Source organism: Flavobacterium defluvii, assembly GCF_900129555.1.
GTDB lineage: Bacteria > Bacteroidota > Bacteroidia > Flavobacteriales > Flavobacteriaceae > Flavobacterium > Flavobacterium defluvii.
The window spans coordinates 88,156-114,734 of sequence record NZ_FQWC01000011.1 but is presented as its reverse complement, the minus strand read 5'-3'; the positions used below and the strand labels follow the sequence as shown (position 1 = coordinate 114,734).

The 26,579-nt window shown below is 33.2% G+C and carries 24 protein-coding genes and 1 pseudogene; 1 reads left to right on the top strand and 24 read right to left on the bottom strand.

Annotated elements, in window-relative coordinates; all coding sequences use genetic code 11:
- Positions 1-213 precede the first annotated feature (213 nt).
- The 9 genes from BUC29_RS19440 to BUC29_RS21645 all read right to left on the bottom strand — a co-directional run bounded on the left by BUC29_RS19440 (position 214) and on the right by BUC29_RS21645 (position 11,857).
- The gene (locus BUC29_RS19440) at positions 214-1,353 is read right to left on the bottom strand and encodes a DUF7005 family protein (RefSeq protein ID WP_139260562.1); all 1,140 of its coding nucleotides are present in this window, start codon (positions 1,351-1,353) and stop codon (positions 214-216) included.
- A gap of 4 nt (positions 1,354-1,357) precedes the next feature.
- Complete coding sequence (locus BUC29_RS19435; protein ID WP_208610057.1) at positions 1,358-4,264, bottom strand: NHLP bacteriocin export ABC transporter permease/ATPase subunit; 2,907 nt, start codon at positions 4,262-4,264, stop codon at positions 1,358-1,360.
- Positions 4,265-4,280: 16 nt separating this feature from the next.
- A complete protein-coding gene (locus BUC29_RS19430; RefSeq protein WP_073417985.1) occupies positions 4,281-6,479 on the bottom strand; it encodes an NHLP family bacteriocin export ABC transporter peptidase/permease/ATPase subunit in 2,199 nt (732 codons plus the stop codon).
- Positions 6,480-6,488: 9 nt separating this feature from the next.
- A complete protein-coding gene (locus BUC29_RS19425; RefSeq protein ID WP_073417983.1) occupies positions 6,489-7,751 on the bottom strand; it encodes an NHLP bacteriocin system secretion protein in 1,263 nt (420 codons plus the stop codon).
- Positions 7,752-7,768: 17 nt separating this feature from the next.
- Positions 7,769-9,337: a TolC family protein gene (locus tag BUC29_RS19420; RefSeq protein WP_084538687.1), complete on the bottom strand. Its 1,569-nt coding sequence runs from the start codon at positions 9,335-9,337 to the stop codon at positions 7,769-7,771.
- Positions 9,338-9,367: 30 nt separating this feature from the next.
- Positions 9,368-9,889: a cyclic nucleotide-binding domain-containing protein gene (locus BUC29_RS19415; RefSeq protein WP_073417979.1), complete on the bottom strand. Its 522-nt coding sequence runs from the start codon at positions 9,887-9,889 to the stop codon at positions 9,368-9,370.
- Positions 9,890-9,980: 91 nt separating this feature from the next.
- Positions 9,981-10,319, bottom strand: a complete 339-nt coding sequence (locus BUC29_RS19410) for an NHLP leader peptide family RiPP precursor (RefSeq protein ID WP_073417977.1) — start codon at positions 10,317-10,319, stop codon at positions 9,981-9,983.
- 55 nt (positions 10,320-10,374) lie between these two features.
- Complete coding sequence (locus tag BUC29_RS19405) at positions 10,375-11,031, bottom strand: helix-turn-helix domain-containing protein (RefSeq protein ID WP_084538686.1); 657 nt, start codon at positions 11,029-11,031, stop codon at positions 10,375-10,377.
- Between the two features lie 160 nt (positions 11,032-11,191).
- On the bottom strand, positions 11,192-11,857 hold the full coding sequence (locus BUC29_RS21645) for a hypothetical protein (RefSeq protein WP_073417973.1): 666 nt from the start codon (positions 11,855-11,857) through the stop codon (positions 11,192-11,194).
- Positions 11,858-12,202: 345 nt separating this feature from the next.
- Between BUC29_RS21645 and BUC29_RS19395 the strand changes: the two genes are divergently transcribed.
- Positions 12,203-12,970: a response regulator transcription factor gene (locus tag BUC29_RS19395; protein ID WP_244160854.1), complete on the top strand. Its 768-nt coding sequence runs from the start codon at positions 12,203-12,205 to the stop codon at positions 12,968-12,970.
- Positions 12,971-12,997: 27 nt separating this feature from the next.
- On the opposite strand, the gene BUC29_RS19390 is transcribed toward BUC29_RS19395, so the two are convergent.
- The 15 genes and pseudogenes from BUC29_RS19390 to BUC29_RS19325 all read right to left on the bottom strand — a co-directional run bounded on the left by BUC29_RS19390 (position 12,998) and on the right by BUC29_RS19325 (position 26,384).
- Positions 12,998-14,545 carry a type 2 lanthipeptide synthetase LanM gene (locus BUC29_RS19390; protein ID WP_073417969.1) on the bottom strand — a complete coding sequence of 516 codons (1,548 nt, stop codon included), beginning with the start codon at positions 14,543-14,545 and terminating at the stop codon, positions 12,998-13,000.
- Positions 14,546-14,672: 127 nt separating this feature from the next.
- Positions 14,673-14,840, bottom strand: a complete 168-nt coding sequence (locus tag BUC29_RS21595) for a hypothetical protein (protein ID WP_167369550.1) — start codon at positions 14,838-14,840, stop codon at positions 14,673-14,675.
- 90 nt (positions 14,841-14,930) lie between these two features.
- The gene (locus BUC29_RS19385; protein WP_073417967.1) at positions 14,931-15,287 is read right to left on the bottom strand and encodes an NHLP leader peptide family RiPP precursor; all 357 of its coding nucleotides are present in this window, start codon (positions 15,285-15,287) and stop codon (positions 14,931-14,933) included.
- Positions 15,288-15,303: 16 nt separating this feature from the next.
- Complete coding sequence (locus BUC29_RS19380) at positions 15,304-15,663, bottom strand: class IIb bacteriocin, lactobin A/cerein 7B family (RefSeq protein WP_073417965.1); 360 nt, start codon at positions 15,661-15,663, stop codon at positions 15,304-15,306.
- A gap of 38 nt (positions 15,664-15,701) precedes the next feature.
- A complete protein-coding gene (locus BUC29_RS19375) occupies positions 15,702-16,052 on the bottom strand; it encodes an NHLP leader peptide family RiPP precursor (protein ID WP_073417963.1) in 351 nt (116 codons plus the stop codon).
- 25 nt (positions 16,053-16,077) lie between these two features.
- Positions 16,078-16,437, bottom strand: coding sequence for an NHLP leader peptide family RiPP precursor (locus tag BUC29_RS19370; protein ID WP_073417961.1), 360 nt, complete (start codon positions 16,435-16,437; stop codon positions 16,078-16,080).
- A 28-nt stretch (positions 16,438-16,465) separates the two neighbouring features.
- Entirely contained in the window at positions 16,466-16,795 is a 330-nt protein-coding gene (locus tag BUC29_RS19365; RefSeq protein ID WP_073417959.1) for an NHLP leader peptide family RiPP precursor, read from the bottom strand.
- Between the two features lie 105 nt (positions 16,796-16,900).
- Positions 16,901-17,233 (bottom strand): NHLP leader peptide family RiPP precursor, encoded by a 333-nt coding sequence (locus BUC29_RS19360; RefSeq protein WP_073417957.1) that lies wholly within the window; start codon positions 17,231-17,233, stop codon positions 16,901-16,903.
- Between the two features lie 78 nt (positions 17,234-17,311).
- On the bottom strand, positions 17,312-19,312 hold the full coding sequence (locus BUC29_RS19355) for an adenylate/guanylate cyclase domain-containing protein (RefSeq protein WP_139260560.1): 2,001 nt from the start codon (positions 19,310-19,312) through the stop codon (positions 17,312-17,314).
- A gap of 86 nt (positions 19,313-19,398) precedes the next feature.
- Complete coding sequence (locus BUC29_RS19350; protein WP_073417953.1) at positions 19,399-19,731, bottom strand: hypothetical protein; 333 nt, start codon at positions 19,729-19,731, stop codon at positions 19,399-19,401.
- Between the two features lie 256 nt (positions 19,732-19,987).
- Positions 19,988-20,734 carry a HesA/MoeB/ThiF family protein gene (locus BUC29_RS19345; RefSeq protein ID WP_073417951.1) on the bottom strand — a complete coding sequence of 249 codons (747 nt, stop codon included), beginning with the start codon at positions 20,732-20,734 and terminating at the stop codon, positions 19,988-19,990.
- 287 nt (positions 20,735-21,021) lie between these two features.
- A pseudogene (locus tag BUC29_RS19340) lies at positions 21,022-21,429 on the bottom strand (MATE family efflux transporter); the annotation flags it as partial.
- A 154-nt stretch (positions 21,430-21,583) separates the two neighbouring features.
- The gene (locus tag BUC29_RS19335; protein WP_073417947.1) at positions 21,584-23,377 is read right to left on the bottom strand and encodes an IucA/IucC family protein; all 1,794 of its coding nucleotides are present in this window, start codon (positions 23,375-23,377) and stop codon (positions 21,584-21,586) included.
- A gap of 11 nt (positions 23,378-23,388) precedes the next feature.
- Positions 23,389-23,985, bottom strand: a complete 597-nt coding sequence (locus BUC29_RS21590) for a GNAT family N-acetyltransferase (protein WP_073417945.1) — start codon at positions 23,983-23,985, stop codon at positions 23,389-23,391.
- An 11-nt stretch (positions 23,986-23,996) separates the two neighbouring features.
- On the bottom strand, positions 23,997-26,384 hold the full coding sequence (locus BUC29_RS19325) for a GNAT family N-acetyltransferase (RefSeq protein ID WP_073417943.1): 2,388 nt from the start codon (positions 26,382-26,384) through the stop codon (positions 23,997-23,999).
- Positions 26,385-26,579: the final 195 nt, after the last annotated feature.

The window sequence follows — 26,579 nt, the reverse complement described above, 5'->3', positions numbered from 1 at the left end:
TTACTAATATTTTAAACTTATTAATAAAGTTACAAATGCGGCTTTTACTATAAGGTATTTAATTTCAGGAAGAATTTATAAAATTCCCAGTAGAAGTATTTTTCTATTTACATTCACACATAGGGAATTAATAAAAGGGTATTGTCCATTTAAATAATGGACAATACCCTTTTATTATGTTTTAAGAAAGATTAATTAAGAGTTTTGCAAAGTTTAAAACAAAGCACGGTGGAAATTTTCATAATAAATTTCAAGCAATAATTCGCTGCCATTTTCTGAAGCTATATCAATCAAACTTAATTCACAAAGTGCATCTATTCTACACATTTGATCTTTGGTCGATTTTAATTTTCCTACTTTTTTATCAAAAATTGCAATGTTTTCAATCGCGTTTTTGATAATTGTAATCAGCTGTTTAAAATCATCCGATGATAATTTAGCTTCTTTTATGTAATTTTCTAATCTTGCACCTTCTCTGTAATGAGGATAATTTTCTAACCCCATAAAAGTCAGCATCCAGGTTTTATTATAATTCCATATTGTTTTAATAATTCCAATATAATCTGCTATCAGTTCATCATGGAGGTTGTTAGTAGCCTGTCCATATTTTTTGAGCGTATATAAATGCGTAAATTCATGCTCTTTTCGAATCGAAACTGAATATGCAGTCCATAAATCTTCATCCAATCCTAATTGACTTGCTGAGACATTACTGTAGGGTTTTGTGCTTAAAATGATCAGTTTATCTTTATATAAGGATTTGTTTGGCATAATATTCTTTAAAAACTCTGCATTCCAATCGCCAAAAGGATTATTTTGCTGCCAGTTTTTTTTTAAAATATTCAGTCGCTTCGAATTATTTAAACCATTTAATAAAACAGCTCCCATAGAAGATGGAATGGGGACCGGATTGTTTTTATGAATTAATGCCTGTAGTATTTTTACAAAATCTTCCTTGTTAGGAATGACTAAAACCGGAATTCTTCCAGCTGCACTCTGATGAAGTTCTAAACTGATATTTTTTGCATTTTCGAGTTTTATATAAGCCGTTAGACTTACATCATTTGTTTTTCCTTTTAAGACAGCATTATTATACAGTTCAAGTTTATCGGTTTCTTTTTCAATTAAAAAATTCAATTGAGGATAAAATTCTTTGAGCATATTAAAAACATCTTCATTAGAAAGTTTCATTAATGATTCTTCCCAAAATTGAATCTCAGGATCGTCGTTAAAAGCAGAAAAGGTAATATCATCGTTTAAAGAAAACGTATTAAAAAGATAAGCCTTAAGTTCTTCAGATATGCCAGTTGACTGTCTTTTGTCAACTGCTCCTAATGGAAATGAATTATTCATGATTTTAGGAAATTTGGCGTTTTGCCAGTTCTTTAAATAAACCATCTTGCTGCATTAACTCTTCATAAGTACCAGATTCTGTAATTTCTCCATTATTTAAAACATAAATTCGATCTGCATTTTTTATAGTACTTAATCGATGTGCAATTACGATACGTGTTGCCTGAAGCTTGTCTAAACTTTCGGCTACAATATTTTGAGTTCTGTTATCGAGTGCGCTTGTGGCTTCATCCATGTATAGTAATCTTGGTTTATGTACAATTGATCTGGCGATCATAAGCCGTTGTCTTTGTCCGCCCGAAAATGTTCCGGCACCTTCGCTAACCAAAGTATGCATCTCCATTGGCATATTTTTAATATCCTCTTCCATTCCCGCCATACGAGCAGCGTCCCAGGCATCATCAAGTGTCAATTCAGAATTTCCAACGATATTTTGATAAATACTACCCGCCATAAGCGCTCCATTTTGAAGTACTACACCAATTTGTCTTCGAACCAGTTCTTTATTCATGGTATCAAAAGTATTTCCATCATAAAAAATCGAGCCCATTTCAGGATGTTCAAATCCTAAAAGCAATCGCATAATAGTTGATTTTCCAGAACCGGAAGGTCCAACAAAAGCAACCATTTCTCCGGGTTTGATTTTGAAAGTGATATTTTTTAAAATCAAAGGCTGATTTTCGTTGTATCTAAAAGAAACAGAATTCATCTCTATATCACCGGCCAATTCTCCCGGATCAATACTCTGATCCATAGATTCCGGCTCTTCTTCGAGAATTGGTTTTACCCTTTCATAAAGCGGAATTACATTTAAGGAGGTTATAAATGCCATACTTAATCGCAGACTATCGCCCAAAAATTTATTAAATGCTGTAATAAATGCCATAAATGAACCTACAGTCATCATAGCCGATCCAGCAGTGGCAGCATGTATTACAGTATAATAAATAAAAGAGAAGAAGAAAATGCTGGTAAACAAAGGATAAGAGCTATTAAAAATTTCTACAAAATTTTGATAATTCCCCGAACTAAATCCTAATTGTTTTAATTTTGAAAATTTTTCTGCCCATAAAGTAAAAACTCTTCGTTCGCCGCCTGTTATTCTTATTTTGCTGATTCCAGATAAAAATTCAAAAAGAAAACCTTGAATTTCACCCTGATATTTTGAGACATCTCTGTCATATTTTAATTTTAAATATCCCATAGCAATCATAAAGATTACTGCGACCAAAGCTAATCCTACACCAACCCAGGCTAAACTCGAATCGTAATAGAAAAGAAGAATAAGGTTTACAAATGAGAATGCACCGCTTAATACAGCTGTCATCAATGTACTCGAAAGTATTTGTCGTATCGAATTGATACTTAAAATTCTGTTTGTAAGATCTCCTGCACTATATCTCTTGTAAAAAGTTACAGGCAGCCTTAATATATAATCCATTACACCAGCCTGCAGATTGATACTGGATTTTGATTCGACCCTCATTTGCAGTACACCCTGAACGAGCTGAAGTCCGGCGGTTACCAAACCTATCACGATCATAACACTAAATATTTCAAAATGTATAGACCTGTCTGCAGTTGGGATAACATCGTCAAAAATAATTCCTGATAAAATAGGAACCAGTAAACCAATTAAGCTTCCTGCCAATGAAGCCAGCATTAATAATTTGGCATCATTTTTAACCCCGTTCATGGCAAAATTCAATACCTTTTTCATAGAATCCATTTTGACATTGAAGCCAGAAAAAAACATATAGCCAATTGGTTCCAAAGAAGCTGCGATTTCATGATTTACAATAGCTTCTGATCCATCTGCTAAATTTTTAATTAAGTAGGAACTTGAGTTTTTTTGTATCAGAGCAACCGGTTCATTTTTTTGTTTGGTAAAAGCCAGTAAATGTCCGTTTTCATCTTTCCACCATACATCTCTTAATATAATTCTTCTAACTCTTGTTTTTGAACTTTTGGCAATAGCATATAACAGATTTTTTGAACTGGTTTCGTTTGGGTCAATATGTTTTGGTTCTTCAAACTTAAATTGGCTGTGCTTTGCAATAACCTGACAAGTTGAGTAAAGTATACTTTGCTTATTTAACTTTGAAGCTGTTATATGTGGTGTACTTTTTTTACCGCCAGTTACAATAGATGTTATTTTTTCGAGGGTATTTTTTAATTCATCTTCTTCACTAACCAGTTTAGCAGTAAAATGTTCATTTTCAAAAACACTGTTATTTTTTATTGTATCAGCAAGCTGTGAATAAAAATGAGCTTGTATTTTTTCTAATGAAATTAAAAAATTAACCTCTTCTTCTATAACTTCTCTTGTGCTTAATATTTTAACTTCTGTTTTGTCTGATAAGGATTTAATCCACAGTTTATTTGATACAGGAATAGGAAAATTAGGTTCATCACCCAAACTTACCATGGTATCATTAGAAAAAACAGAAATGCTTCCGCTTTGTAACTGTACCCAGTTTACGCCATGTGAAGGATAAGCAATACTATTTTCTTTAAGATTAATTTGATCAAAATCATCAAGCGGCGTATAGACTCTTGGTGCATTTTGAGAATTTAATTCAGAGGATGTTTTTGAAATCCATTTGTTGATCATGTTTTTCAAAAAGAAGCGGTCAATGTCAAGAAGATCACTTTTGTTGATTGCTAATAGTTTAGCATCATTAGAATAAACTATTAATCTGATGTCATCGGTACAATCCGGCGGCAGAAGACTAAATAAAAGTTCTCCTTTTTTTGCAGAATATAAGAATTTTAAAGCGCATAAATATTCTCCGTTTTCATCAATTTTAGTGTGAAACACATTTACATCACCCGAAATAACCATCCAAAAACTGTCTGTATTATTAAGAATCAACGGATTTTCAACTCCTATATGTATTTTCGCTTTCATTGACATGGTATAAAATTTATTTTGATTCGATCAGATGAGCGTACACTCCATTTTGTTTCAACAATTCCTGATGAGAACCACGTTCTACTATTTTTCCAAACTCCATTACTATTATTTCGTCGCAATCGATTATAGTACTTAACCTATGAGCTACAATAAGGCATGTACAGCCTCTTTTCTTAATATTATCCATTACAGTTTTTTCGGTAGTCGGGTCCAGTGCACTGGTGGCTTCATCCATAACCAAAATGGTAGGGTTACCGGATAAAGCTCTGGCGATTTCTATACGCTGACGCTGACCTCCGCTAAAATTGGTTCCGCCTTCCATTACACTACTATCATATCCATCGCTTCTGGCGGCAATAACATCGTGAATGGCTGCGTCCCGTGCCGAATTTATAATGTGTTTTTCGGGAATCATAGAATCCCAAAAAGAGATATTTTCTTTAATTGTTCCATTAAATACAATTACATCCTGATCTACTACAGCCAGTGAACTTGTAATAATGTTTCTGGAAATGGTATCTCTGTTTTTACCATCAAGTAAAACTTCACCCTGCCATGGATCGTAAAGCCCAGAAGCGATTTTGGCCACGGTAGATTTCCCGCTTCCTGATCCGCCAACGAGTGCGACCCTGCTTCCGGGTTTTAATTTTAAATTGAAGTTTTCAATTAATACCGGCATTGTAGTGTTGTAACCAAATGTTACATTTTTCATTTCAAAATAACCAATCAGTTTGTTTTTAGGAAGGTCCTTAACATCTGCCTGATTATTTTGGTTTGCTTTTTCAGTAAATTGATTATCGACCTCATAATTTAATACGTCGTCTATCCTGCTCATATCACTTTCTGTTTCATGCAGCATATTTCCAACGTTTACTAATTGATTAACAGGCGAAATAAAATTATTCATCAAATATGTAAAAGCGACTAAAGTTCCTAAAGTCATTTCGCCATCCATTATTCGTAAAGCTCCAATTCCGAGAATTAAGGAACTTGTTAATGATGTAATTAAATTAGGCATTACATTGAGCCTGATTGTAAGCCATCCCAATTCCTGCTGCGCATTCATAACCTTTGCCAAATACCCGATCCAGTTGGTAAAAAAGTCATTTTCTCTTCCGGATGCTTTTAAGGTTTCAACCATGCTGATTCCGGAAGTTGTGGTTCCGAGTAATTTTCCTGTTTCATTGCTTAACCTTCGGCTGCCATCTTTTCTTGCTGTTGCAAAACATTTTATAATGATGATATTTAAGGCTGCCATAAAAATTCCGATTAATGTCAGGGTAACATCATACGAAAACATTAATATGGCATAAAAAATAATTACTATAACATTGAGAGCGGCATTGGCCAGGTCACCGCTTAGTAATTTGGCAACTTTATCGTTTAGCGAAACCCTGTTGCCTACTTCTCCGCTGTAACGTTGTGTAAAAAAAGCAATTGGTAAATGAAATACGTGCCACAAAAACTTGCTCGAAGTAACCAGAGCCAGTTTTGTTTCGAGTTTAAGTAAAAAATACTGCTGAAGGTAAACTAAAACCGAATTTACAATTAAGATTCCTCCCATTATTAATAACAATGGCATTACAAATCCCGAAAAGTTATTAATAAGATATTTGTCTATAAAAACGGTAAGAAAGGAAGGAATTACCAATCCCGGAATTACCAGAAATAAACTAGCGATGATGATATAAGTTATACTTAGTTTTGAACTCGATATTCTTGAAAGCAAAGACCCCGCAAGACCTTTTTTTTCGTTTCCTTTTTCAAAACCTTCACCTACATCAAAGGTCAAAACAACTCCTGTATAAGCATCATCAAACTCCTGATGAGTAACAGTATATCTCCCTTGAGCCGGATCACTTAAATATACTTTGTTTTTTGTAAAACCTTCCAGCACCAAAAAGTGATTAAAATTCCAAAAGATGATAGCCGGCGTTTTAATCTGCATTAATTTTTCTATAGATTTTGCATATCCTTTTGCTTCCAGTCCAAATACTTTTGCTGCCTTGATAATATTGGTCGCTTTAAGACCATCTCTAGAAACACCACAGGCAATACGCAATTTTTCTAAGGGAACAAATTTGCCAAAATGCCCTAAAATAATACTTAATGCTGCCGCGCCACACTCAACACTTTCCATCTGTAATACAGTTGGAACTTTAACTGGGCGGGCTTGTTTTTCAATAACAAAAGTGGTACTATTTCCCATCTGTTTTTATTAATATAAGTCAAAAAATTTCTTGAATGCAGGCACTACTATCGTTACCGGAGGTTCTTTTTTCACGGTTACTTTTCCCATACAGGAAGTACCTTCTTTAATAAAAATCTCAGGTCCTTTTGCCGATGTCCATTTAAAACCGCTATACGAATCAGGGTCTTTTTCGAAGTCAACATGAACTTCAAATAATGGTCCTTGTGCCAAAAGTCCTTTGGCTAGCTGATCATTTTTAACAGAAGTGAGCATACCCTGCTGGGTTACGGGAAAATCAGAAACATAGGTTACTTTTCCTTTTATGAATCCGTATTCCTGTGGCTGTACTGTTGAGGGAACCACTAAGGCTTCCATTCCTTTTTTTATTTTTTTTCCATCCTGTGAAGGGATATATAAAACTCCTTTTAAAACCGCTAGTTTTGCATCACTAAGATTTTTGAGTTTAAACAGAGGAGTTCCTGCCGCTACAACAATTCCCGCATCTGTTAGTACCTCAATTACTTCTCCGTCATACGGGCTTTTTATATTTTTTTGCTGATCGTATCTTTCGGTTAAAAACTGAAGATTTCGTTCGGCTTCAGCAATTCTCTGATTTTGCAATGTTATTTTTTGCTGCATGTCATAACCTAAATTGTGCTGCTGCGTCGAGGTTTCTACAGTTTGTCCTTTTAAGCGTTCAATAGTATTTTTTGAAGCTTCGATCTGCTGTCTCGTAACGGCAACTTCGGACTTGGTTATTAAGCCTTTACTAAGTAAACCATTCTCAGATTCTAACTGATTATTCAGAAAAATTAATTTCTTTCTTTCGGCTTCAATTTCGCCCTGAATACTTACACGAGTTTGTTTTATCAATTCACTTTGAAGCTGCGTACCCTGACTTCCATAAGAAGACAGTTTTCCCATTTCAAATTTTCGGTCTGATACTACGGCTTTTGCATCTTCTATTTGCTGATGCAGCTCCGGCTGTTGTATCGTAGCAATGATATCACCCTTTTTTACATGATCTCCAATTGCTACTTTTAACTCTACTAATTGTCCCTGCGATGTTGCTACCACTTCGTGAACTTCGCCTCCCTGCACTACTCCAATTACATCTAATTTTGTTTTTACAGTTCCCATAAATGCCCATAATACACCTGTAAACAGTGCTATTGCAACGGTAAAAAGTGCAATCCAGGCTTTGGGTCCTGTAACTTTAATTAACTGATCTAATTTTTCTGGAGTAGAAAGCTTCTCTAACGCCGATTTTCTGAAAAAACTTGCTGACATGGTTTCTTGTTTTTTTATTAATTTTCTGTATTTGGAACAGTATAAAATGCATTTTGAAGAACTTTAAAATTCAGGCTTTCCTTTGAGATAAGTGTACCTGTTTCATGTCTGAGGCTTATAATTGCATTTGAAAACTGCTGCTCTGCATTTAGATATTCTAATTCTGAATAAGTGAACCTTTCCTGAAACAACATTAAATTCAAAAGAGTTGTTAAGCCCATTTGAAATTTTATTTTTTCGTTGTCAAAAGCTTCTTTATGAAATCCCATAGATTCCTTAGCTTTTTCCAGAATTAAAACACTATTGTTTAAATTGTTAAGCGCTACATTTACATTTAAATCAACATTTCTCTGCGTATTGTCGCTTATTACAGCCTGATCTTTTACGGCAATTTTATTTATTTCATAATTTCCTTTTGCCAGATTATTATTTAAAGCAAATGAAAATGTCAACTTTGCACCTATACCAACATCTTGTCCCTGATTGTGTGTAAATGAAGAAAATGTTTTGTCGACCCCATTTCCTACACTGGTGCTGCCGTAATATCCAAAACCGGTTAAATCAAGCTGGGGTTTCAAATTGTTTTGTGCCAATTGATATTGAAGTTCTACAGCTTCAGTAACTTTTTGGATGGCTTTTAAATCGGCCCGATTGTCTTTGGCACTTTTTATGAACGCTTTTTTATCAATATTTTCTTTGTACCCGCTTTGGTCAACCATCGGGAAATCACTTGTAGGATCCCCAAGCTGCTCACTTTCCTGGTCAGATAAACCTATTGCCCTGCCTAAATTTAATCTTGCGTTATATAAATTCTGCCTTGCGGTAAAGGTTAATCTTTCCTGATTTGTCAAATCGGCATTTACCTGAGCCATATCGCTCTCTGGTTTTTTATCGGCTTTTATTAACTCTTTTGTAATTTCGAGAACGTTTCTTACCCTGTTTTCGTTTTCTATATAAACATCCAGACTTTTAAATGCGGTATAATACGTCCAGTAAGCAATACCTATTTGAAGAATTTCGTATGAATTGGTAAACTCGTAATCAAATTTGTTTTTATCAATATAAAGATTTGCTACCTGCTCTCCTGTTGTTGCTATTTTTTTTCCGCGGCCTCTTAAAAGCGGTTGTGTCAGTGATAAATTAATAACTCCTGTATGGTTTCCGTAAAACTGCCCTACAAACTGATTGAAGGTATTAAGCGGGAAATTACTGTCGTTATAGAGATATCTTAAACTAACCTCTGCGATTTGTGAGGTTCGGAATCTTTTTTGCAAAGCAGCCGAAAAATCTACATTATTAGACTTAAGAGATCTTTCAATATATTGATTTCGAGGATCGTCATCGTATAAATTTAATCTGCTGTTTTGATACGAAAGACCTGAGTTTAAATTAAAATCAAATGTGCTCCATTGTACCTGAAGTTCTCCTTCGGCATTTTGTATCGCATAATAATTTCTTTTAATATTCGGACTTTTGTCAAAAGCTATACTCGAAATTTCAATTAAATCACATTTGATTTTAGATTGACCTTGTAAGTTTTGAACAACCGCAATCAATACTGCAAAAAAAATATAGTTAAACCTCATTTAAATCTGATGTTTAGAGTTAATACTGGATTATGCTTCTGAAAATCGGTGCAGGATCTGGCCAAAACGTGCCCCCGCCTGAGCCACTCCGTCTAATATTTTTGTGTCTATTAAATCTTCTTCTTCAGGCGTTCCATATCCTAACTGATCTGTAGTTTTTCTCAATCTGTTTGAAAGGAATAATGCCAGCGCATAATAAAAATTGGCTTTGAAATCAGGATTTGAAGTAAGCCTAAGTTCTATTATCTCACGAGAAATTTTGTAAACCACCGATGTTTTTTTTGCAATTACAGAAACAGATGGCGGTCTTGTTTCCAGAAAAGACATTTCGCCTACAACCTCGCCTGTTCCTAATGTTGCAATATCTTCTTTATCGCCGCTTTCTGCGCATACAGATAATTGACCTGATAAAACGATATATAAACTATCAATAAAATTGCCTTTCTGGATCAGTTTTTCGCCTGTTCCCAGTTCAATTTTCTGTCCATTGTGAATTAACCATTCTACATCTTTATTATTAAACTGACCTAAGAAAAAAAGTGCTCTTTTCATAATTTTGTTCTTTTAAGATTATACTAATTTATTTGAATTCTGTTTGTTGATTATGACAATCAATCTGTGAAATCTGACATTTTTTTAAATGCTATTTGTAGATGTTTCCTAAGGAATCATATAAACTTTCATAGTCGGTAATGCCTGTATCTTTAGGGGCTCCACCGCTTAATTTATCCAGCTTTTTTTCATCCAGTTCCTGATCAGTGGGTTTCATCTTTATAGGAATATTGATGTACAGATATTCCGGATCAGACTGGTCTGTTACCTTGATCTTTTTCCCTAATGGCAGACTCCTTCCAAAAAACTTTTCTAAAGTTGCTTCGGGATTTCTAATCAATGATTTTTTAAAATCATCGTTTGCCCAGGCTTCTGTAATTATCCTAAAAAATACATCCTGACCTTTTTTTTGTTCTTCTGTTAAAATCATGTTTTTTGTTCTTAAAATTTAAATTCATTCCGTGAGATATTGTTATCAATCCATTTTATCGCAAAGAATTTATTAAGTCCTTAGGCGAAATATCATATTGATTTACAAATAGCTTTGAGAAATAATGCACATCATTGTACCCTACAGAATAGGCAACCTGCGAAATTGAGTTTTGGATATAATTATCAATCATATGCTTCGCTTTATGCAGTCTCAATATTCGTATGTATTTATTGGGTGTAAGGTTTACCAGATTTGCAATTTTTCTGTGCAGCTGTCTTTCACTTACTGCCATTTTATAAGACAGTTCGTAAAGATTCAAATCATTTTGACTGATCGAGCTGTAAATTTCTTTCTCTAAATTGAGCAGCCAGTCCTGGTCTAGTTTGGTTACTTTTTGAGGATTAATTTTATTTTCACACAAATCCTGAACATTTTTATTAGACTCGTAGATATCAAAAATTTCAGGACGTCCCTGCACTGTAAGGCTTACAGATTTTGATTTTATTCCGTCTATAATTTCTTCAATCAAATCATTAATTTGTTTGCTGCTCGAGAAAATAATCTCGCTGTGATTTTTATTATCGGTTATACTGGGTTTACTAGCTTCAATAATGTTCTCTAACGGATTTTTAATATTCTGAACAATTTGATTTAAAATATCTGGGGAAGACCAATCTATTGTGGTACTTTTTGTTATTTCATTCATCATTGGTAATAGAATTAACTGGTTAATCAAAAAAATCTGTAATCAATAAATATTAAGAAATCACTTCTTCCAATATGATGTATTAAAGCCATTTGTGTGATTTGATCAATCATCATAAAGATTTTAATATATCTTTTTATGTTTTTTTGTTTAAAAAGGAAGCTTAACAAGTGTGATACTGATATTCTTTATTTTCAAATATTTGATGGGACATTTTATCTATATACTGAGAGGTTACAAGATCTTTATTGTTATAATAAAATTCCTTTAAACCTTCGTAACTCATGGCAACCGGAATGGTTTCTGACCCCAAATAATGCACAGAAGATCCTATAACTTTAGCTTTTATTCCCAACAGGTTCATAATCCTTAAAAGTTTGCTGTCGCACTCGGCAAAGGCAACACCGCTTTTTTGCTCACATATAGGAGCTATGGCACAAACCATTAATCTTTTAAAAAGAGTTTTATCCTGAATATTTCTTTTTGTGGCAAATCTTCCGATGTGCCAGACCGATGATAATTTTTCGGAATAATTAAAAAAACTTAAAGGATCGATATCAAAAATTTTCTGAAGCGGAAGTTTCGTTTTGTAATCCCATTTGATTACCCGTATTGATCCCTGAATATTTCCCGAAAAATCTTTAGCAACAAAAATTTCAGAATCTTTAAAATAATTCAATTCCTCATCATACACTTCCTGAGTGTCTGTGATAATTTCATTTACACTTACATCCTCACAATGATGATTAAAATTCTCTTCGACTACAAACTTGGCTAATTCGGTTAGCTGGTTTAGTTCTAATCTTTCTAAGTAGTTTTGGTTTATCATGGTTTTCTGAGTTGGTTGATTATAACAAATCTAATTTTCATATAGCGTTCTTCCGCTACACTAATTGGTAGTATTATTCTGTAAATCAATAAACTACCCTAAAGGGTAGCTGCCTTTTTTTGATTAAAATTGTTAAAAGAGAAAGAAGTTTTGCTGTAAGTAAAGAATTCGTTTTTTGTAAGGCCTGCATTTATAGGCTTTAAGAGAAATCCGACAAGTATTTTAATCTATAGACGTCGTATAACAATCTGGCAATCAATAAGTATTATTATTCTTATTTTTACAAGATTAATGTAATTCTTTTCATACATTATAAAAAAGAATTACATTTGAATAAAATTATGAATGATGACAGACCAGGATTCTAATTCGTTTTTTGATTCCAGAAACACAATTTATGGCTTGACAGATGAAGAAAGGGCTCAAAAATTTGATTATTTAGAACCTATTAAGGCATTTGCAAGAGCTACATATACGAGCATTTATGTTATCGATTATTTGGAACAAGGCTTTGAGTTTGTTTCAGATAATCCTTTGTTTCTATGTGGTAATACAGCACAACAGGTTCTGGAAATGGGATACGCTTTTTATTTCAAGCATGTGCCTCCTGCAGACTTAGAATTATTATTGAAAATTAATTCTATCGGGTTTGACTTTTATGAAAAAACACCTGTACAAGACCGCATTCTCTATACAATATCATACGATTTTCATTTAAAAAATCAGGAAGGAAAATTGATTTTGATTAACCAAAAACTTACTCCGGTTTTTTTAACCAATACCGGAAAAATCTGGAAAGCAATCTGTATTATTTCTTTATCATCTGAACGCAAGGCTGGTAACGTTAAAATACATAAAAACGGAGAAAATTTAGTACATAGTTATAATCTCGCGCTAGACCATTGGGAAGATTCGCAAAAAATATCTTTATCTAAAAGAGAGCAGGAAATTCTGCAGCTTTCGACCAGAGGTTTTACTATAAATGAAATTGCAGAAGCTATATTTCTTTCGCCGGATACTGTAAAATTTCACAGAAAAAAACTTTTTGAAAAACTGGAAGTAACCAATATCTCCGAAGCAATTGTTTTTGCTACCAATAATAAACTAATATAAAACAACGTTTTACAGCTATATCACCGCTTAATTTCCTTTTATATTAATCCAGCGATTAATAAATTCAAGTTGTTCGCTTTTATGTTCAGGAGAAATGGCATCAATTCTTCTTTCTATATTTTCGATACAATCAAATTCGAATATTTTTAAAGATTCATTACAATTAAGTGAATGATCCCGACTATTGAGACTAAAAATAGGAATGTCACCGTTAATCATTTGTTTTAATTCGAAATCATATATAAAATTATACGTTTCCATATTTTGTCCAATATAAGCTTTAGATAATAACTCTCCTAATTTTGCATTATAGACTTCTAAACTGGACATGAGAGCTGCGGTACGCATAAATTTTAATATTTTAAAATATATAAAAGTTGGTCTCCAAATATATCTCACTTCTTGATTTTTGAAAGCGGCAAGTGGAGAATTAAAAGATTTTAATTCTTCTTTATAATTCGAAAACAAATCATAAGCTACTGAAAACCCTTCCAGAAAACTTTTTTTATAGTTCGTTGGAAAAATGTAATCGCCCTTAAATTGGGGAACATTATTTTCAACAATTTTTGTAAATAAAAATCGTGTTACTCTTTTAGAATTTATAGTATTTGGGTTTATGATTCTTTTTTCTAATTCGGTTAGCTGTAAGTTGTTACGAACGCCATAACCTGCAAAATGTATTGGTACGCCTGTATCATCATTTACAATTAAGGCATTTTCCAAAACCGATAAATTGGGTATTTTACATTGATCATCCCAGGAATTATTAATTAGTCTATTTGATAAAAAAGGCTGAATAATAGTTTCATGATCTATTATAACGGGATTTTTTCCGGATGCTATAACATTTTCACGATGACAGTCTTTACTTCCTAAAAGATAGACAGCTGCAAGTAAAACTCCTGCTTTATGATAATATTCTTCTAAATCATTTTCAGAAATTATTTCTTCGTTATTTACAAACTCCAGCCATCCATATTCACCACAATCAAGTGCCTGAAATGTTTTTAAATCTAATTTTAATTTTTGATTGATCCAATTGATGAATATATTATAAGAGTTGGTAAGATTAATATTTCGAGGTTTGTAAATCAGCTTGGTTTCATCTGATAAATAAATCAGCGCTGTACCTTCGCCATTATGACCGTCTCCAAGACTTGCATCAATGTCTACGATTTTTGCATCATTTATTTTAAAAATAGCTTTCATATTTTCGTAATCGCTATTAAAGCGATCCAGGATTTTTGAAATATGACGAGAAAAATTAGCAGTTTTTTGCTTCAGTAAATGGTCCAGAACTGGAAAATCTATAGCAACTGATTGCTTCATTTTTACTGTAAAAACTTCTATTCCAGCATTTCCTTCCTGAACAAAAGAATCTAATGACTCCTGTAAAACTATTTCAGATAAAGTGCTCAGTTCTTTTAAAAGTTCAAGATGCAGCTTCTCTTTTACATCATCTGACAATTCTAATTTTAAATCCTCAAGAAAACATTCTGTGTAAGGAAGAATGATCTCAACAAAAGGAATTGTTTCAAAATTTTTGTTAATAAAACAGGTCGGTTGATTATTCATTTTCTAAGGCATTAATGTGAAAAGAATGTTATTAAAAGAAGTATTGTTTTTACAAATACTGTAATATTTAAAAATTAAAAACACCCTTAGCTTGCACACAGGGTGTATTTAATTTTTGATCGAATATTTACGATTTTTTATTCTTATTTAATTGAATAACGCTGTAAAACAGCACTATAATAGCTAAAATAAAACTCACTGTTCCCAGAGAATTATATTGAAGGCTGACTAATACTGATCCGGAAATTACTAAAAAGATCCCTGCTAATAATGTTATCTGTCCTTGCTTTTCCATCTTCTTAAATTTTAGAAAACCCTTGAACTTTAATTTCAAAATTAACTTGAAATTGTTCAAGGGTTTTATTTTAATATATTTCTTTATTTTTTAGTGCACGTAATCCCATAAAGCTGCGGCTCCAAAACCACCAGCCACAGTACCAACAACAACAACTAAAGTTAAAGGAGTAAGACCACCGGCAACAATTTCTAATTGCTCTGCAGATAATTCTAACTCATCTAATTTTGGCTCAGCCGGAATATTAAAATAAATGATAGAATCGCTGCTTTGGTCTTCAACCACAATTTTTTTGTTTGATGATGAAGTTTTACCAGTAACCTCAGCAATAGCTGCCTTAGGATTAGTTAATAATTGATTTTTAAAGTCAGGGCTTTGCCATGCTTTTTCGACTAGAGTTTTTAATAATTCTTGTCCTTGTATTTGAGCGTCTTGTGAAATTTTCATGTCTGTAAGATTTTAATTATTGATTATAAAGTTGTACTCCCGCTGCAAATGCTGCCACACCTAGTGCATAAAGTCCTATAACAACTGCTGGTGTAAGTCCTCCTGCAACTAATTCTAATTGCTCTTCGGTTAATTCTAAACCGTCAAGGTTTGGCTCTGCAGGAATATTAAAATAAATTACAGATTCGTTAGTTTGATCTTCTACCACAATGTTTTGGTTTTCTGGCAGTACAAAACTTTTGTTAGTAAATTCCTGAATTGTTGCTAGAGGATTCTTGATTAACTGATCTTTAAAAGCAGCATTTTCCCATGCTTTTTCTACAAGACCTTTCATTAATTCTGCTCCTTTTTCCTGATGTTCTTTAGTATATTTCATCTTTATATTTTTTATGTTATTAATAGAATATTGGTTAATTAGATTGTTTCATACGGAATCGTTGGAAACGTTGGTGAAGGATACCAAGGTGGTATTGTTCCTATTGGAGGCCATATAGCAACTCCTCCGGCAACAGACTCTAACTGCTCTTCGCTTAATTGTGCATCTGCCGTGTGTTTTGCAGCAGCAGGAATATTGATATAAACCACAGATTCATCTGTTTGATCTCTTACAACAATTGTTTTACCTGCAGGCAAATTCAATTTTTTTCCTGTAAATTTTTCAATTGCAGCAACTGGGTTTGCAATTAATTCTTTTTTAAAATCAGCATTTTCCCATGCTTTTTGTACCAGCTCTGCGTAAAGCTTTTGTTCTTGTGTAAATTCCATGATATAATATTTTTGATTAGTTAATTTATATTACATAAATGTCAGGTGGGAATGATGGGATTGGGGTTGGTTTCCATATTCCGCCTGGAAAATCAGGAAAACACCCTCCTTCGATAACACCCCCTGCTGCAGCTTCTAACTGCTCATCAGTCAATTCCGTATCTGCGTATTTTTTTGCAGAAACAGGAATGTTGATGTAAATAGTAGACTCGTTTGTCTGGTCTTTTACTACTAATGTTTTTCCTGCTGGCAGATTTAGTTTTTTACCTGTAAATTTTTCAATTGCAGCAACCGGATTTGATACTAATTCATTTTTAAACGCAGCATCTTCCCATGCTTTTTGCACAATTTCTGCGTAAATCTTTTGTTCTTGAGTTAATTCCATGATATATAAGTTTATATTGGTTACTATTTTAGCTTGCCAGCCATTTAACGATTGGAAGGACAATATAATCTATGATCGGATCCATAGGAGTTCCAATACCTCCGGCAACAGTCTCTAATTCTTTTTCTGTTAATTCTACATCCAAATTAGCTTTAGCAGGCAGATTTATATAAATTGTAGAATCATCAGTCTGATCTCTTACTACCAATGTCTTCCCTTCTGGCAAATTCAATTTTTTGCCGGTTACTTTTTCAATAGCAACTAAAGGATTTGCTACTAATTCTTTTTTAAATTCTGCATCTTCCCATGCTTTTTGTACGATCTCTGCATACAATTTTTGTTCTTGTGTAAATTCCATGATAATAAATTTTTTAAGTGATTAATGGCAATCGTTATTTGAAAATATTTAAGAGGGTTGGTTTAGAAATTAAATTGGTTATTATTTAATTTGACCCTTTTTAATTTAAACTATGATATAATTCTTTAAGGCAGGAAATAAATTGTCGACTAAGTCCAGCCAAACGGTTTGTCCGCCTCCGGCAATTGTTTCCAGTTGATCCTCTGTTAGTTCAATATCTTCGATATTGGGTTCGCTTGGAATATTCATATAAACTTTAGACTTATCTGTCTGATCGTTTACAATAAGTGTTTTCCCTTCGGGTAATACAATTTTTGCTCCGGTTAGATTTTCGATGGCATTTATAGGATCAGCAATTAAGCTTTTTCTAAAATTTGCATCTTCCCAGGCTTTAGAAATTACCAATCGTAAAACCTCTTCCTCTTTTTTCTGTTCCATGATTTCTTTCCTTTTGTATAATGTAAAATTAGCCCTCTTAATAATTATAAAAATGCCAAAAAAACTGACAAAAATCTCTTAAACATAACTCTGCTCCAATACTATTGTAGGATTTGCCAGCGAAATATCGTTTTTCTCAACAAAATACATTTTGATCTCTCCTTTTCCTTTTGCGTAAATTTTGCCTCGGTATTCAAATACAAAAGCTTCTTCATCTTTAATTAAATTGTACAGAGATTCACTTATATTGACTTTTTCTACCATTCCGTTACTTTCAATTCTGCTTGCTGTATTTACAGTATCGCCCCAAACATCATATTGAAACTTTTTTATCCCCACGATTCCCGCTACAATTGGTCCGGCATGAATACCCAAACGCATTTCAAAAGCCGGCACATCTGCAGCTGTGTTGAGTATTTTTCGCTGAATCATAAATTCCTGCATTTCTAATGCCGCATATACAATATTTTTTAATGAATTTTTATCAGGATTTGGAATACCTCCTGCTGCCATATAGGAATCTCCGATAGTTTTAATTTTTTCGATGTTATATTTATCAGAGATAAAATCAAATGCTTTGAAACAAATATTTATTTCTTCAACCAAATTTTGCGGAGACATTCTTTCCGCGGTCTGGGTAAAAGATTTAAAATCGGTAAAAAGAATAGAAACCAGATTAAAATCCCTTGCATTTACAAAACCTTTTTCTTTTAATTCTTCGGCTATTTCTTCTGGCAGAATGTTTAGCAGCAATTTTTCAGAACGGTCTTTTTCTATTGTTAATGCTTTTTTAGATCTTCGTACATAATTAAGCCTGTTCCATAAAGCAATTGTAATCAATACAATAAATCCTAAAGAAATAATAATTAAGTTTCGTTGTTTTTCTTTCTTCTGAACTTCCTCTTTATGTTTAAGATCAATTTGATGCACTTTTGTCACATAAGCAATACTATCAATAAGCATCGCTTTTTGAAACTCCATGTTCAAAATCTTATTAGAAGTTTCTTCAGATTGCAGACTGTCTTTATAATCATTTGATTTTTCGTAGTAATTAAGCGCCAGATTATTATTGCCTCTTGCTTTATAAGTTTCATAAAGACATTTACAGGCATCTTTTTTTACTGATAATGCTCCAAGAGTTTCTGCAATATCTAGTCCTGTTTTGCACTTTTTAAGCGCTTTATCAGTATAGCCAAGTTTACTTAATATGTTACCAATCGCAACTTGGGTAATGCTTATATATTGTAAACTGTTTATTTTTTGAGAAGATTCGAGGCAAAGATTATAATAAGAAAGGGATTTGGTAAGATCTCCCTGAGTATTAAATAGTTCACCCAAATTATAAAGTACTTCTATCCTTTTTTGTTTGTCGTCTATTTTATTTGCAATTGCCAAAGCCTGATTAAAAAAATCATTTGCCTTTGCATATTCTTTTTGCATCATATAAATTTTCCCGGCTCCATTTAAGTTATGAGAAATCCCTATAGAATCTTTTAGTTCTCTGTAAATAGCATTTGCTTTTTGAGAATAAATCATTGCATTAGTATAATCTCTAATATCTACATATATTCCGCCAATGTTTTGTGTTGCTGCGGCAATAACTTTTTTATCTCCTATTTTTTTCTGAATTTTGATTACCTGACTGTAAAAATCCAATGCCTTTGGATAATTTCCTAAGTAATAATAAACTGCACCCATGTTATTTAATGCAGCGGCAACTCCTTTATCGAAATTGGCTTTCTCATAAGTTTTCTTGCACTTTGTGAAGTATGAAAGGGCTTTTAAATAATCGCCCTGATAGTAGTAGTTTGTTGCTATTTTATTGTAACTGTCTCCAATACCTTTTTGATTGTTTAGCTTTTGATAGATCTTTAAACCTTTTTCAAACAAAGACATTGCTTCTAAAAATTTTCCGGTATTCTGGCTTTTTTCACCAGCGGTTAATAAGCTGTCTGCGGTTTGTTTGTTTTCGTATACAGATGCTGAGATATGGTTAGATGACACTTTGGATTGTGCATCTAAACTTGTTCCGTCTATCAGAAACAAAAAAAACAATAAATATGTAAACAAGATTTTCACAATAAAAGTTTTAAATTAAAAAAACGCATATGTTCGGTAACGAGCACATACGTTTTTACTTTACGTTAATTATCCGCAGTACTTTTTTATCCAAAAATATTTGAGGAATAATTCGTTGCGCTCACAATAATAGGCGGTGTATGATCAGCTTCTGCTCCACCAGAAATTATATCCAATTGTTCTTCGTTCAATTCCATATCTTCAAAATCTGGTTCTGCAGGAATATTGATAAAAATTGTAGAAGAATTGGACTGATCTACAAAGGCTAATGTTTTTCCTTCCGGCAAATGGATTGGACGTTCTAAGAAATTTTCTATTGTCTCAACAGGACTCTTTATTAAATTGTCTTTAAACACTGGATCCTTCCAGGCTTTTTTTACAATAGATTCTAAAACCTTTTGTTCGTTAGTTAATTCCATTTTTTTTAATTTATGATTAGACCTAATTGTTTCTGCTATTGTAAAATTATTTGCATTAAGTGATATAGAATTGCCAAATAGACTGACAAAAAGGTTGTTTCTATTTTTAATAATTATTAAAAAATGGAAAAAAATTAAAGTAAAAATGTAAGGCCATAATCAAAAAAGCTGCTTTCAAATATTATTTTGAAAGCAGCTTCTAAGAAAAATCTTTTATGTTAGAGAAAATAAACTAAGAAAATAGATTCTTTAATTTCTATTTAATTGTTGTCAAATAAAATTCCGGAAATACTTTTACAGGTTTACCAACAGTAATATCAAACGCAAGATGCGTACAAATTCCGGCAGCGATCCACGAAGCGGCAGAAAGCTGAGGAGGAGAAAGATTTTTATTTTCTTTTATATACTGATCTAAAATTTCTTCCAGCCATTCCTGCGGTTTTCCCTGTTCCCTCATGTATTGCAACACATAATCAACAACATTAATCTCGCTAAATCTTTCATTAGGTTTCTTTAACGAATCTAATCCTTTGGCATTAGAAATTACTATTATCAACGCTCCCCATCCCAAATTATACGGATGCAGAACGGGTATGTTTTTTTTCTGGCAAATGGAATCAAACAAAAGCGGAACATCTGATGTAAAATCTAAAGCATTCACTGCGATTTTGCAGTCTTTTATATAATCGCTAACATTTTCGGGTGTTAAAAAGCAATTGTGAATTGTAATTTTGGCGTTATTATTAATGGAAAGTAATCTTTCCTTAATGGCTTCTGCTTTAGATTTTAAAATATTTTCTTCCGTATAATTTTGTCTGTTTAAATTTGATAATTCGACAACATCACCATCAATTATCGTGAGGTTTTCAAATCCCAGTCGTAACAAACATTCTGCAATAGCGCTGCCTATTCCGGCTCCGCCTAACAATATTGGGGTATTTTTTATTAATCCTTGTTCTTCTGTAGTGATATAAAGTCTATTCCTCGTATATAACTGATTCATAATTATTTACTTTAATATTTTAAATTTGGCTTTTGATAGAATATAGGAATAGCAGAAATATTTTTTTTTTAAGATCTGCTATTTATAAATCTACATTTGGGCTAATTTATCGAAAAAAAGCTACAGAGACACACAACTACTTAAATATCATTGCTTTAATAAATAATCTTAAACCAATACCTTTTTCCACTTCCCTTTTTTATACATTATCATACTTAGTATCGTAATTAAAGTTTCGGCGGCGGGAATGACGATAAAAACTCCGATCGGTCCCATTTGATATTTACGCCATAAACCACAGCAGATGCAGAAGCTCCCATTAACATCAGGATTTCTTTTGCAAAAATAAATCCTCCCAAACTAATAAATACATTGATGGCAATTGCAATTATTATAGCTTGTACACCTGATTCTGCAGCCTGCCGGGTCTCTTTTTCACCAATACGCCGTGCAACAATTGCTGTTGTTGCAATACTGATTCCGATGGCAATTGAATAAATAATTGCAAAAACCGACTCAGTTAAACCAACAACCTGAATCGCATAATTGCTTTCTTTTAAATGTCCCACAAAATACAAATCGACCAACGCAAAAACAGATTCCATTGCCATTTCTAAAACCATCGGAATGGACAAAATCAGAATTCCTTTTGTAATACTTCCTTTTGTAAAATCAAATGATTCTGCATATTGCATTATTTTATTTAAGCGTTTGAACATAGTTTTTTTTATTGCCACAAAGGCGCTAGGGCGCAAAGCTTTTGTTTCACGCAGATTATTATTCGCCACGAATTCACGAATTATAAATAAAAAATTCGTGAATTCGTGGCGGAAAAAATATTTTGATCTTTTAAATTGTAGTTTCTTGCTGGCTGAAAACTGCAACAGGATTCGTTAGTTTACCAACAAACTGAAGACTGTCAACAGGATCTGCTAAATCTAACATTTGCTTATTATTACGCAATTGCAAACGGTTCAGACAACAAGAATCAAATTCTGAAACAAACAAATTGTACTTTTTAAATTGTTCCTGTAAATGTGGATGTGCTAACTGATATTCCTGAATACAATCGGCAACGGCTGACCAGAAATCTTCTTCAGAAAGTGTTTGGGTTTCGGATAAAATTGCAGAAAGAAAACGGAAATAAAACTGAAAGACATCATTAAAAATGCAAAGAATTCTCAACGATTCTTTCATATCAATATAAATTCGTTTTACTTTTTCCGGCAGCGAAATTTCTCCATTAAAAACCATTACTTCTTCTGTAATGTCTTTCATAATGGCTTTTACCGGAATATGGTTTTCTAAAACCAAAATCAGATTTTCACCGTGCGGCATAAAAACCATTTCATGCTGATAAAAACAATGCAGTAAAGGCGAAAGATAAACATCTAGATAATTACTAATCCAGGACTTTGCGCTGATTCCAGATTTTTTGATTAATTCTGAAACAAACGCATTTCCGGATTGATCAACATGCAGTAACGCCGCCATTGTCATGATATGCTGTCCGTTTTCTAATTTCGGAATTGGGCTTTCACGCCATAACGCAGCCAGCATTTTATTGTGCGGAATACTTCTTCCTAAAGGTTCGTACAAGAAATTGCGATAGCCAACTGTTGCGACTTCTCCTAAAAGTGTAAATCCTTTTTGCTGTAAATACGAATCATTTTCGACTAAATCTGCAACCCATTCTGTAATGGCCGGCGTACTTTCCATATAATACGGAGAAAGTCCGCGCATAAATCCCATATTGATTACAGAAAGTGCTGTTTTAGCATAAAATTTCTCTGGTGAAGAGGTATTAAAAAAAGTACGTATCGATTGTTGTGCCGAATATTCATCATCTCCATAACCAAGGCAAACCAAATGATTTTCGGCAATATCCGTCGCAAAAATCAAAGCCAGTTTATTAAACCACTGCCACGGATGTACAGGAAAAAAATAATAATCCTGACTGTTTAAATCCTGAGATTTTAATACATTTATGAATGCTGTAATATTTTCTGCAGACAATTCCTGCTGCAATACTTTTTGATAATCTAAAGATTTAATTGCTGTAAAAGTGGCTTTGCTCCTATGTCCGGCAATCCATAACAATTTTACAGGCACATTGGCTTCTGGAGAAAACGTCGCAAAATCATCAATATTAAAACCATTTTTACCCGAGTTCGCCACAAAACACGGATGTCCTTCGATCATGGCGTGTTCGATTTTTTGATAATCTAATTCCAGTAAATCTTTTGATGTATATTTTTCGTTTGCAATTTTATATGCCGTACTGTACAATGTACTTGTGATTTCTTCCAAATACGTTGGCAGTAAACTTTCGCTGATTCCTAAAGTATCTTTAAATTCAATAATAAATTCTAATAAACGTAAAGGCGATTTTTTTCCTTCAATTGTTCTTTGAATTGAATCTAAAGCGATTGACCAATGATTTAAAGCTAAAATTGAAGCTTCAAATTTATATTCGGTCTTTTTATCAGGAGAAAAAATACTGTATAAATTTAAAGCGTTTTTTATTGGAACAATTAATAATTCATGGGCAAATTCGCTTAACGTTTTTCTCAGCAAAATGGCGTTTGCTTTATCCCAATTCTCTTTTGTTAAATGCTGTATATTTTGGGTTGGTGTTTTCATTTTGTATTCAATTAAGCCAATTGTAATGCCTTGTAATAATCTTCACGCGTGCAGAATTCCAAATGCGCTTTTTTATGCGGCAAATCAAGAACACGCTGAAAAACAAATCCTGCTCTTTTATTCAGTAAATGAATTTTATGATTTCTAGCATCTGGTTCAACCACAATGCGCTGATTTTTAGCATCACTAAAGATAAAATCCAGAATTACGGTAAAAATATTCCAGGTAAAATTTGGAATTGGTTTTTCTGAAGGGGCAACTAAAATATGCATACCTCTATCTCCTTTTTCGGCTTGATAATATTTGCCCACAATATCGTCTTGCGGATTATAACATTCCAGTAAAAAAGCGACATTATTGTTGAATTTACCCATATAAACCTGCGCTTTTTCCTGAATATTATAGTAGGTATTTTTTACTTCTTCTATCGAAAATCCATTCATTTCCCAATAAACGGCATAATCGCGATTGACCCAATTATGAATTATCGGAATATCGAGTTCCATATCAAGCGGACGCAGCTCAAAAACCCCTAAACCTGGAATTGATTTTACAAAAACAACATCATTCGCGACATCATTTTCTGGATGAGTTAGTATACTATTCATCTTCTTAAAAATTAAGCTGTTACTTTTTTATATGGAGCGATTGGGTTTTGCAGTTTTCCCCGAAACTGTAACAATGCCACCGGATCATCTAGATCTATCATGGTTTTATTATTATTTAATTGTAAACGGTTCAGGCAGGAAAGCTGAAATTCATTGGCAAACAAATCATATTTCTCGAATTTAGCTTCAAGATGTGGGTTTTGTTCCTGATAATCAGAGATACATTCTGCCACTAATTCCCAAAAACGATTTTCTGAATATCCGTCACTAGAAACCAAAATTGCCGACATGAAACGGAAAAATCCATCAAAAACATCAATAAAAATTGAAAGCAATTTTACGTCTTCCGGAACTTCTGCATAAATTCTGTCAATGTTTTTAGGAATCTCAACATCCGGATTTAAAATCACGGCTTCTTCGGTAATATCTTTCAGGAAAGAACGCACCGGAACGTGATTTTCTAATCCTAAAATAAGATTTTCACCGTGTGGCATGAAAACCAAATCGTATTGATAAAAACAATGCAATAACGGACTCAAATACACTTTAAAATATTCTGCAAGCCAATTGTCTATTGATAATGAAGATGCTTTTATAATTTCAGACAGCAGCGAATTTCCATCTTTATCCAAATGTAAAAATGCCGCCATTGTCATCAATTGTTCGTCGTTTTTGAGTTTTGCAACAGGGCTTTCTCTCCATAAAGAAGCAATCATCTTATTATATGGATTGTGTTTTCCGAAGCTTTCAAAATACGGGTTAATGTAGCTTACAGAAGCCACTTCGCCCAACATTCCGAAACCAACTTTTTGCAGATATTTATCACCGCTTAATAATTGATCCAGCCATTCTGCCATTTCCGGCGCAGTTCCTAAATAATAAACGGGCAAACCGCGCATAAAGCCCATATTCAGGATTGAAAGCGATGTTTTGGTATATAATTTTTTAGGATTGCTTAAGTTGAATAAAGTTCTAATCGATTGCTGCGCCTGATATAAATCGGGACTGTAACCTACACAAATTAGTTTTTGTTTGGCAATTTCCGGAGAAAATAAATTGGCGAGTTTATTAAACCATTGCCACGGATGCACGGGAATAAAGAAATAATCGTTTGGATTCTGGCCTTTTTCTGAAATTACGGAATTGAATTTTGCAATGGTTTCTGTTCCTAATTCCTGCTGAATTAGAGTATCATAATCCAGTTTTTGAGTTCCGGCATAAACCGTTCTGTCACGGTGTCCGGCCAGCCATAAAATCCTGAACGGATTTCCGGCTTCGGGTGCGTACGCTTTGTAATCCATGCTGTTGTAGCCAATTCTTCCATTATTGGCTACAAAGCCCGGATGACCTTCCATCATGGCTTGTTCAATTGTCTGAAAATCAGAATTGGCCAATGATTTTGAAGTCGAATTTTCTTTTAATAATTTGTAACAGCTTCCGTAAAGTGTGCTGATAATTTCTTCTATATAAGACGGAAACAATTGCTCTGAAATGCCTAAACTGGTTTTGAATTCCTGAATAAAATCAACAGCGTCTAAAGATATTAGTTTTTCATTTTTATATTTTAAAATTGAGTTCAATTCGACATTCAAATGATTCATTTCCAGCAATTCTGCTTCAAAAGTATATTTAACTAAATTGTCATCAGAAATTAAAGAATATTTATTATCTGATTCTAAAATTGGTTTGATTAAAAGTTCATGCGAAAACTCACAAATTGCTTTTTTTACGAGCAAACGATTGGCTTTTTCCCAAACTTCTGGCTGAATATGTGTTATGGCTTTTTCTGGAAATTCTATTTGATTTTCGGTATTCATTTCGGTATAATTGAGGTTGAATGGATCTATTTTTTTAATGAATTGTTCACGCGTACAAAAGGCTAATAGTGCCGTTTTGTGCGGTAAATTGACAACATCGCCATCTTCAAAGCCTACGCGGTGGCAGATATCAAACATTTTTTTGTTACGAATATCGGGCTCAACCAATATTCTTTCGATAGTAAGGTCTCTGAAAATAAATTTCATGATACTCGAAAAAATATGCCATGTAAACTGATGTACGGGCTTTGCTGGCGGCGCAACAATTATATGGATTCCGCAGTCGTAATCCTGAACTTTATAATAGCTGCCAATAATATCTTGTTTTGGATTGTAACGTTCTAATAAAAAGGAAACTTCTCCATTTACAAGTCCGATAAAAACATCTGAATCTTTGGTTATTTTTTCGTATTCTAAACGAACTTCTTCGAGATTTTTTCCTTGCATGCCCCAATATTGTGCATAATCACGATTAACCCAATCATGAATTATTACAGCGTCGTTTTCCAGTTCCAACGGGCGAAAATCTATCACTCCAAAATCCGGAATTGTTGTTGAATAAATAGGTTTATATGTGCTCATTTGATTTTAGATTTTAGGTTGTTGATTTTAGATTTTAATCATTGTGAGTAATTTAAACACATAGAAGCATAGTTTTCATAGCTTAAAAAGGCGTTTCACTTCAAATAAAACACATAGCTATGTGAAAAAATCTAGATTTTCTAAAACATGCTTCGATCTCAATCTAATAAAATCTATGTTTCTATGTGTTTAAAT

Coding starts and splice junctions, on each gene's coding strand:
- BUC29_RS19365 (WP_073417959.1), bottom strand. CDS start 16,795: ATGGAATTTACACAAGAACAAAAATTGTATGCAGAGATCGTACAAAAA.
- BUC29_RS19370 (WP_073417961.1), bottom strand. CDS start 16,437: ATGGAATTAACTCAAGAACAAAAGATTTACGCAGAAATTGTGCAAAAA.
- BUC29_RS19395 (WP_244160854.1), top strand. CDS start 12,203: ATGATGACAGACCAGGATTCTAATTCGTTTTTTGATTCCAGAAACACA.
- BUC29_RS19430 (WP_073417985.1), bottom strand. CDS start 6,479: ATGGGAAATAGTACCACTTTTGTTATTGAAAAACAAGCCCGCCCAGTT.
- BUC29_RS21645 (WP_073417973.1), bottom strand. CDS start 11,857: ATGATAAACCAAAACTACTTAGAAAGATTAGAACTAAACCAGCTAACC.
- BUC29_RS19345 (WP_073417951.1), bottom strand. CDS start 20,734: ATGAATCAGTTATATACGAGGAATAGACTTTATATCACTACAGAAGAA.
- BUC29_RS19410 (WP_073417977.1), bottom strand. CDS start 10,319: ATGATTTTAACAGAAGAACAAAAAAAAGGTCAGGATGTATTTTTTAGG.
- BUC29_RS19440 (WP_139260562.1), bottom strand. CDS start 1,353: ATGAATAATTCATTTCCATTAGGAGCAGTTGACAAAAGACAGTCAACT.
- BUC29_RS19405 (WP_084538686.1), bottom strand. CDS start 11,031: ATGATGAATGAAATAACAAAAAGTACCACAATAGATTGGTCTTCCCCA.
- BUC29_RS19420 (WP_084538687.1), bottom strand. CDS start 9,337: ATGAGGTTTAACTATATTTTTTTTGCAGTATTGATTGCGGTTGTTCAA.
- BUC29_RS19375 (WP_073417963.1), bottom strand. CDS start 16,052: ATGGAATTTACACAAGAACAAAAGCTTTACGCAGAGCTGGTACAAAAA.
- BUC29_RS19425 (WP_073417983.1), bottom strand. CDS start 7,751: ATGTCAGCAAGTTTTTTCAGAAAATCGGCGTTAGAGAAGCTTTCTACT.
- BUC29_RS19385 (WP_073417967.1), bottom strand. CDS start 15,287: ATGAAAATTTCACAAGACGCTCAAATACAAGGACAAGAATTATTAAAA.
- BUC29_RS19335 (WP_073417947.1), bottom strand. CDS start 23,377: ATGAAAACACCAACCCAAAATATACAGCATTTAACAAAAGAGAATTGG.
- BUC29_RS19390 (WP_073417969.1), bottom strand. CDS start 14,545: ATGAATAATCAACCGACCTGTTTTATTAACAAAAATTTTGAAACAATT.
- BUC29_RS19325 (WP_073417943.1), bottom strand. CDS start 26,384: ATGAGCACATATAAACCTATTTATTCAACAACAATTCCGGATTTTGGA.
- BUC29_RS19435 (WP_208610057.1), bottom strand. CDS start 4,264: ATGAAAGCGAAAATACATATAGGAGTTGAAAATCCGTTGATTCTTAAT.
- BUC29_RS21590 (WP_073417945.1), bottom strand. CDS start 23,985: ATGAATAGTATACTAACTCATCCAGAAAATGATGTCGCGAATGATGTT.
- BUC29_RS19380 (WP_073417965.1), bottom strand. CDS start 15,663: ATGAAATATACTAAAGAACATCAGGAAAAAGGAGCAGAATTAATGAAA.
- BUC29_RS19360 (WP_073417957.1), bottom strand. CDS start 17,233: ATGGAACAGAAAAAAGAGGAAGAGGTTTTACGATTGGTAATTTCTAAA.
- BUC29_RS21595 (WP_167369550.1), bottom strand. CDS start 14,840: ATGGAAAAGCAAGGACAGATAACATTATTAGCAGGGATCTTTTTAGTA.
- BUC29_RS19415 (WP_073417979.1), bottom strand. CDS start 9,889: ATGAAAAGAGCACTTTTTTTCTTAGGTCAGTTTAATAATAAAGATGTA.
- BUC29_RS19350 (WP_073417953.1), bottom strand. CDS start 19,731: ATGGAATTAACTAACGAACAAAAGGTTTTAGAATCTATTGTAAAAAAA.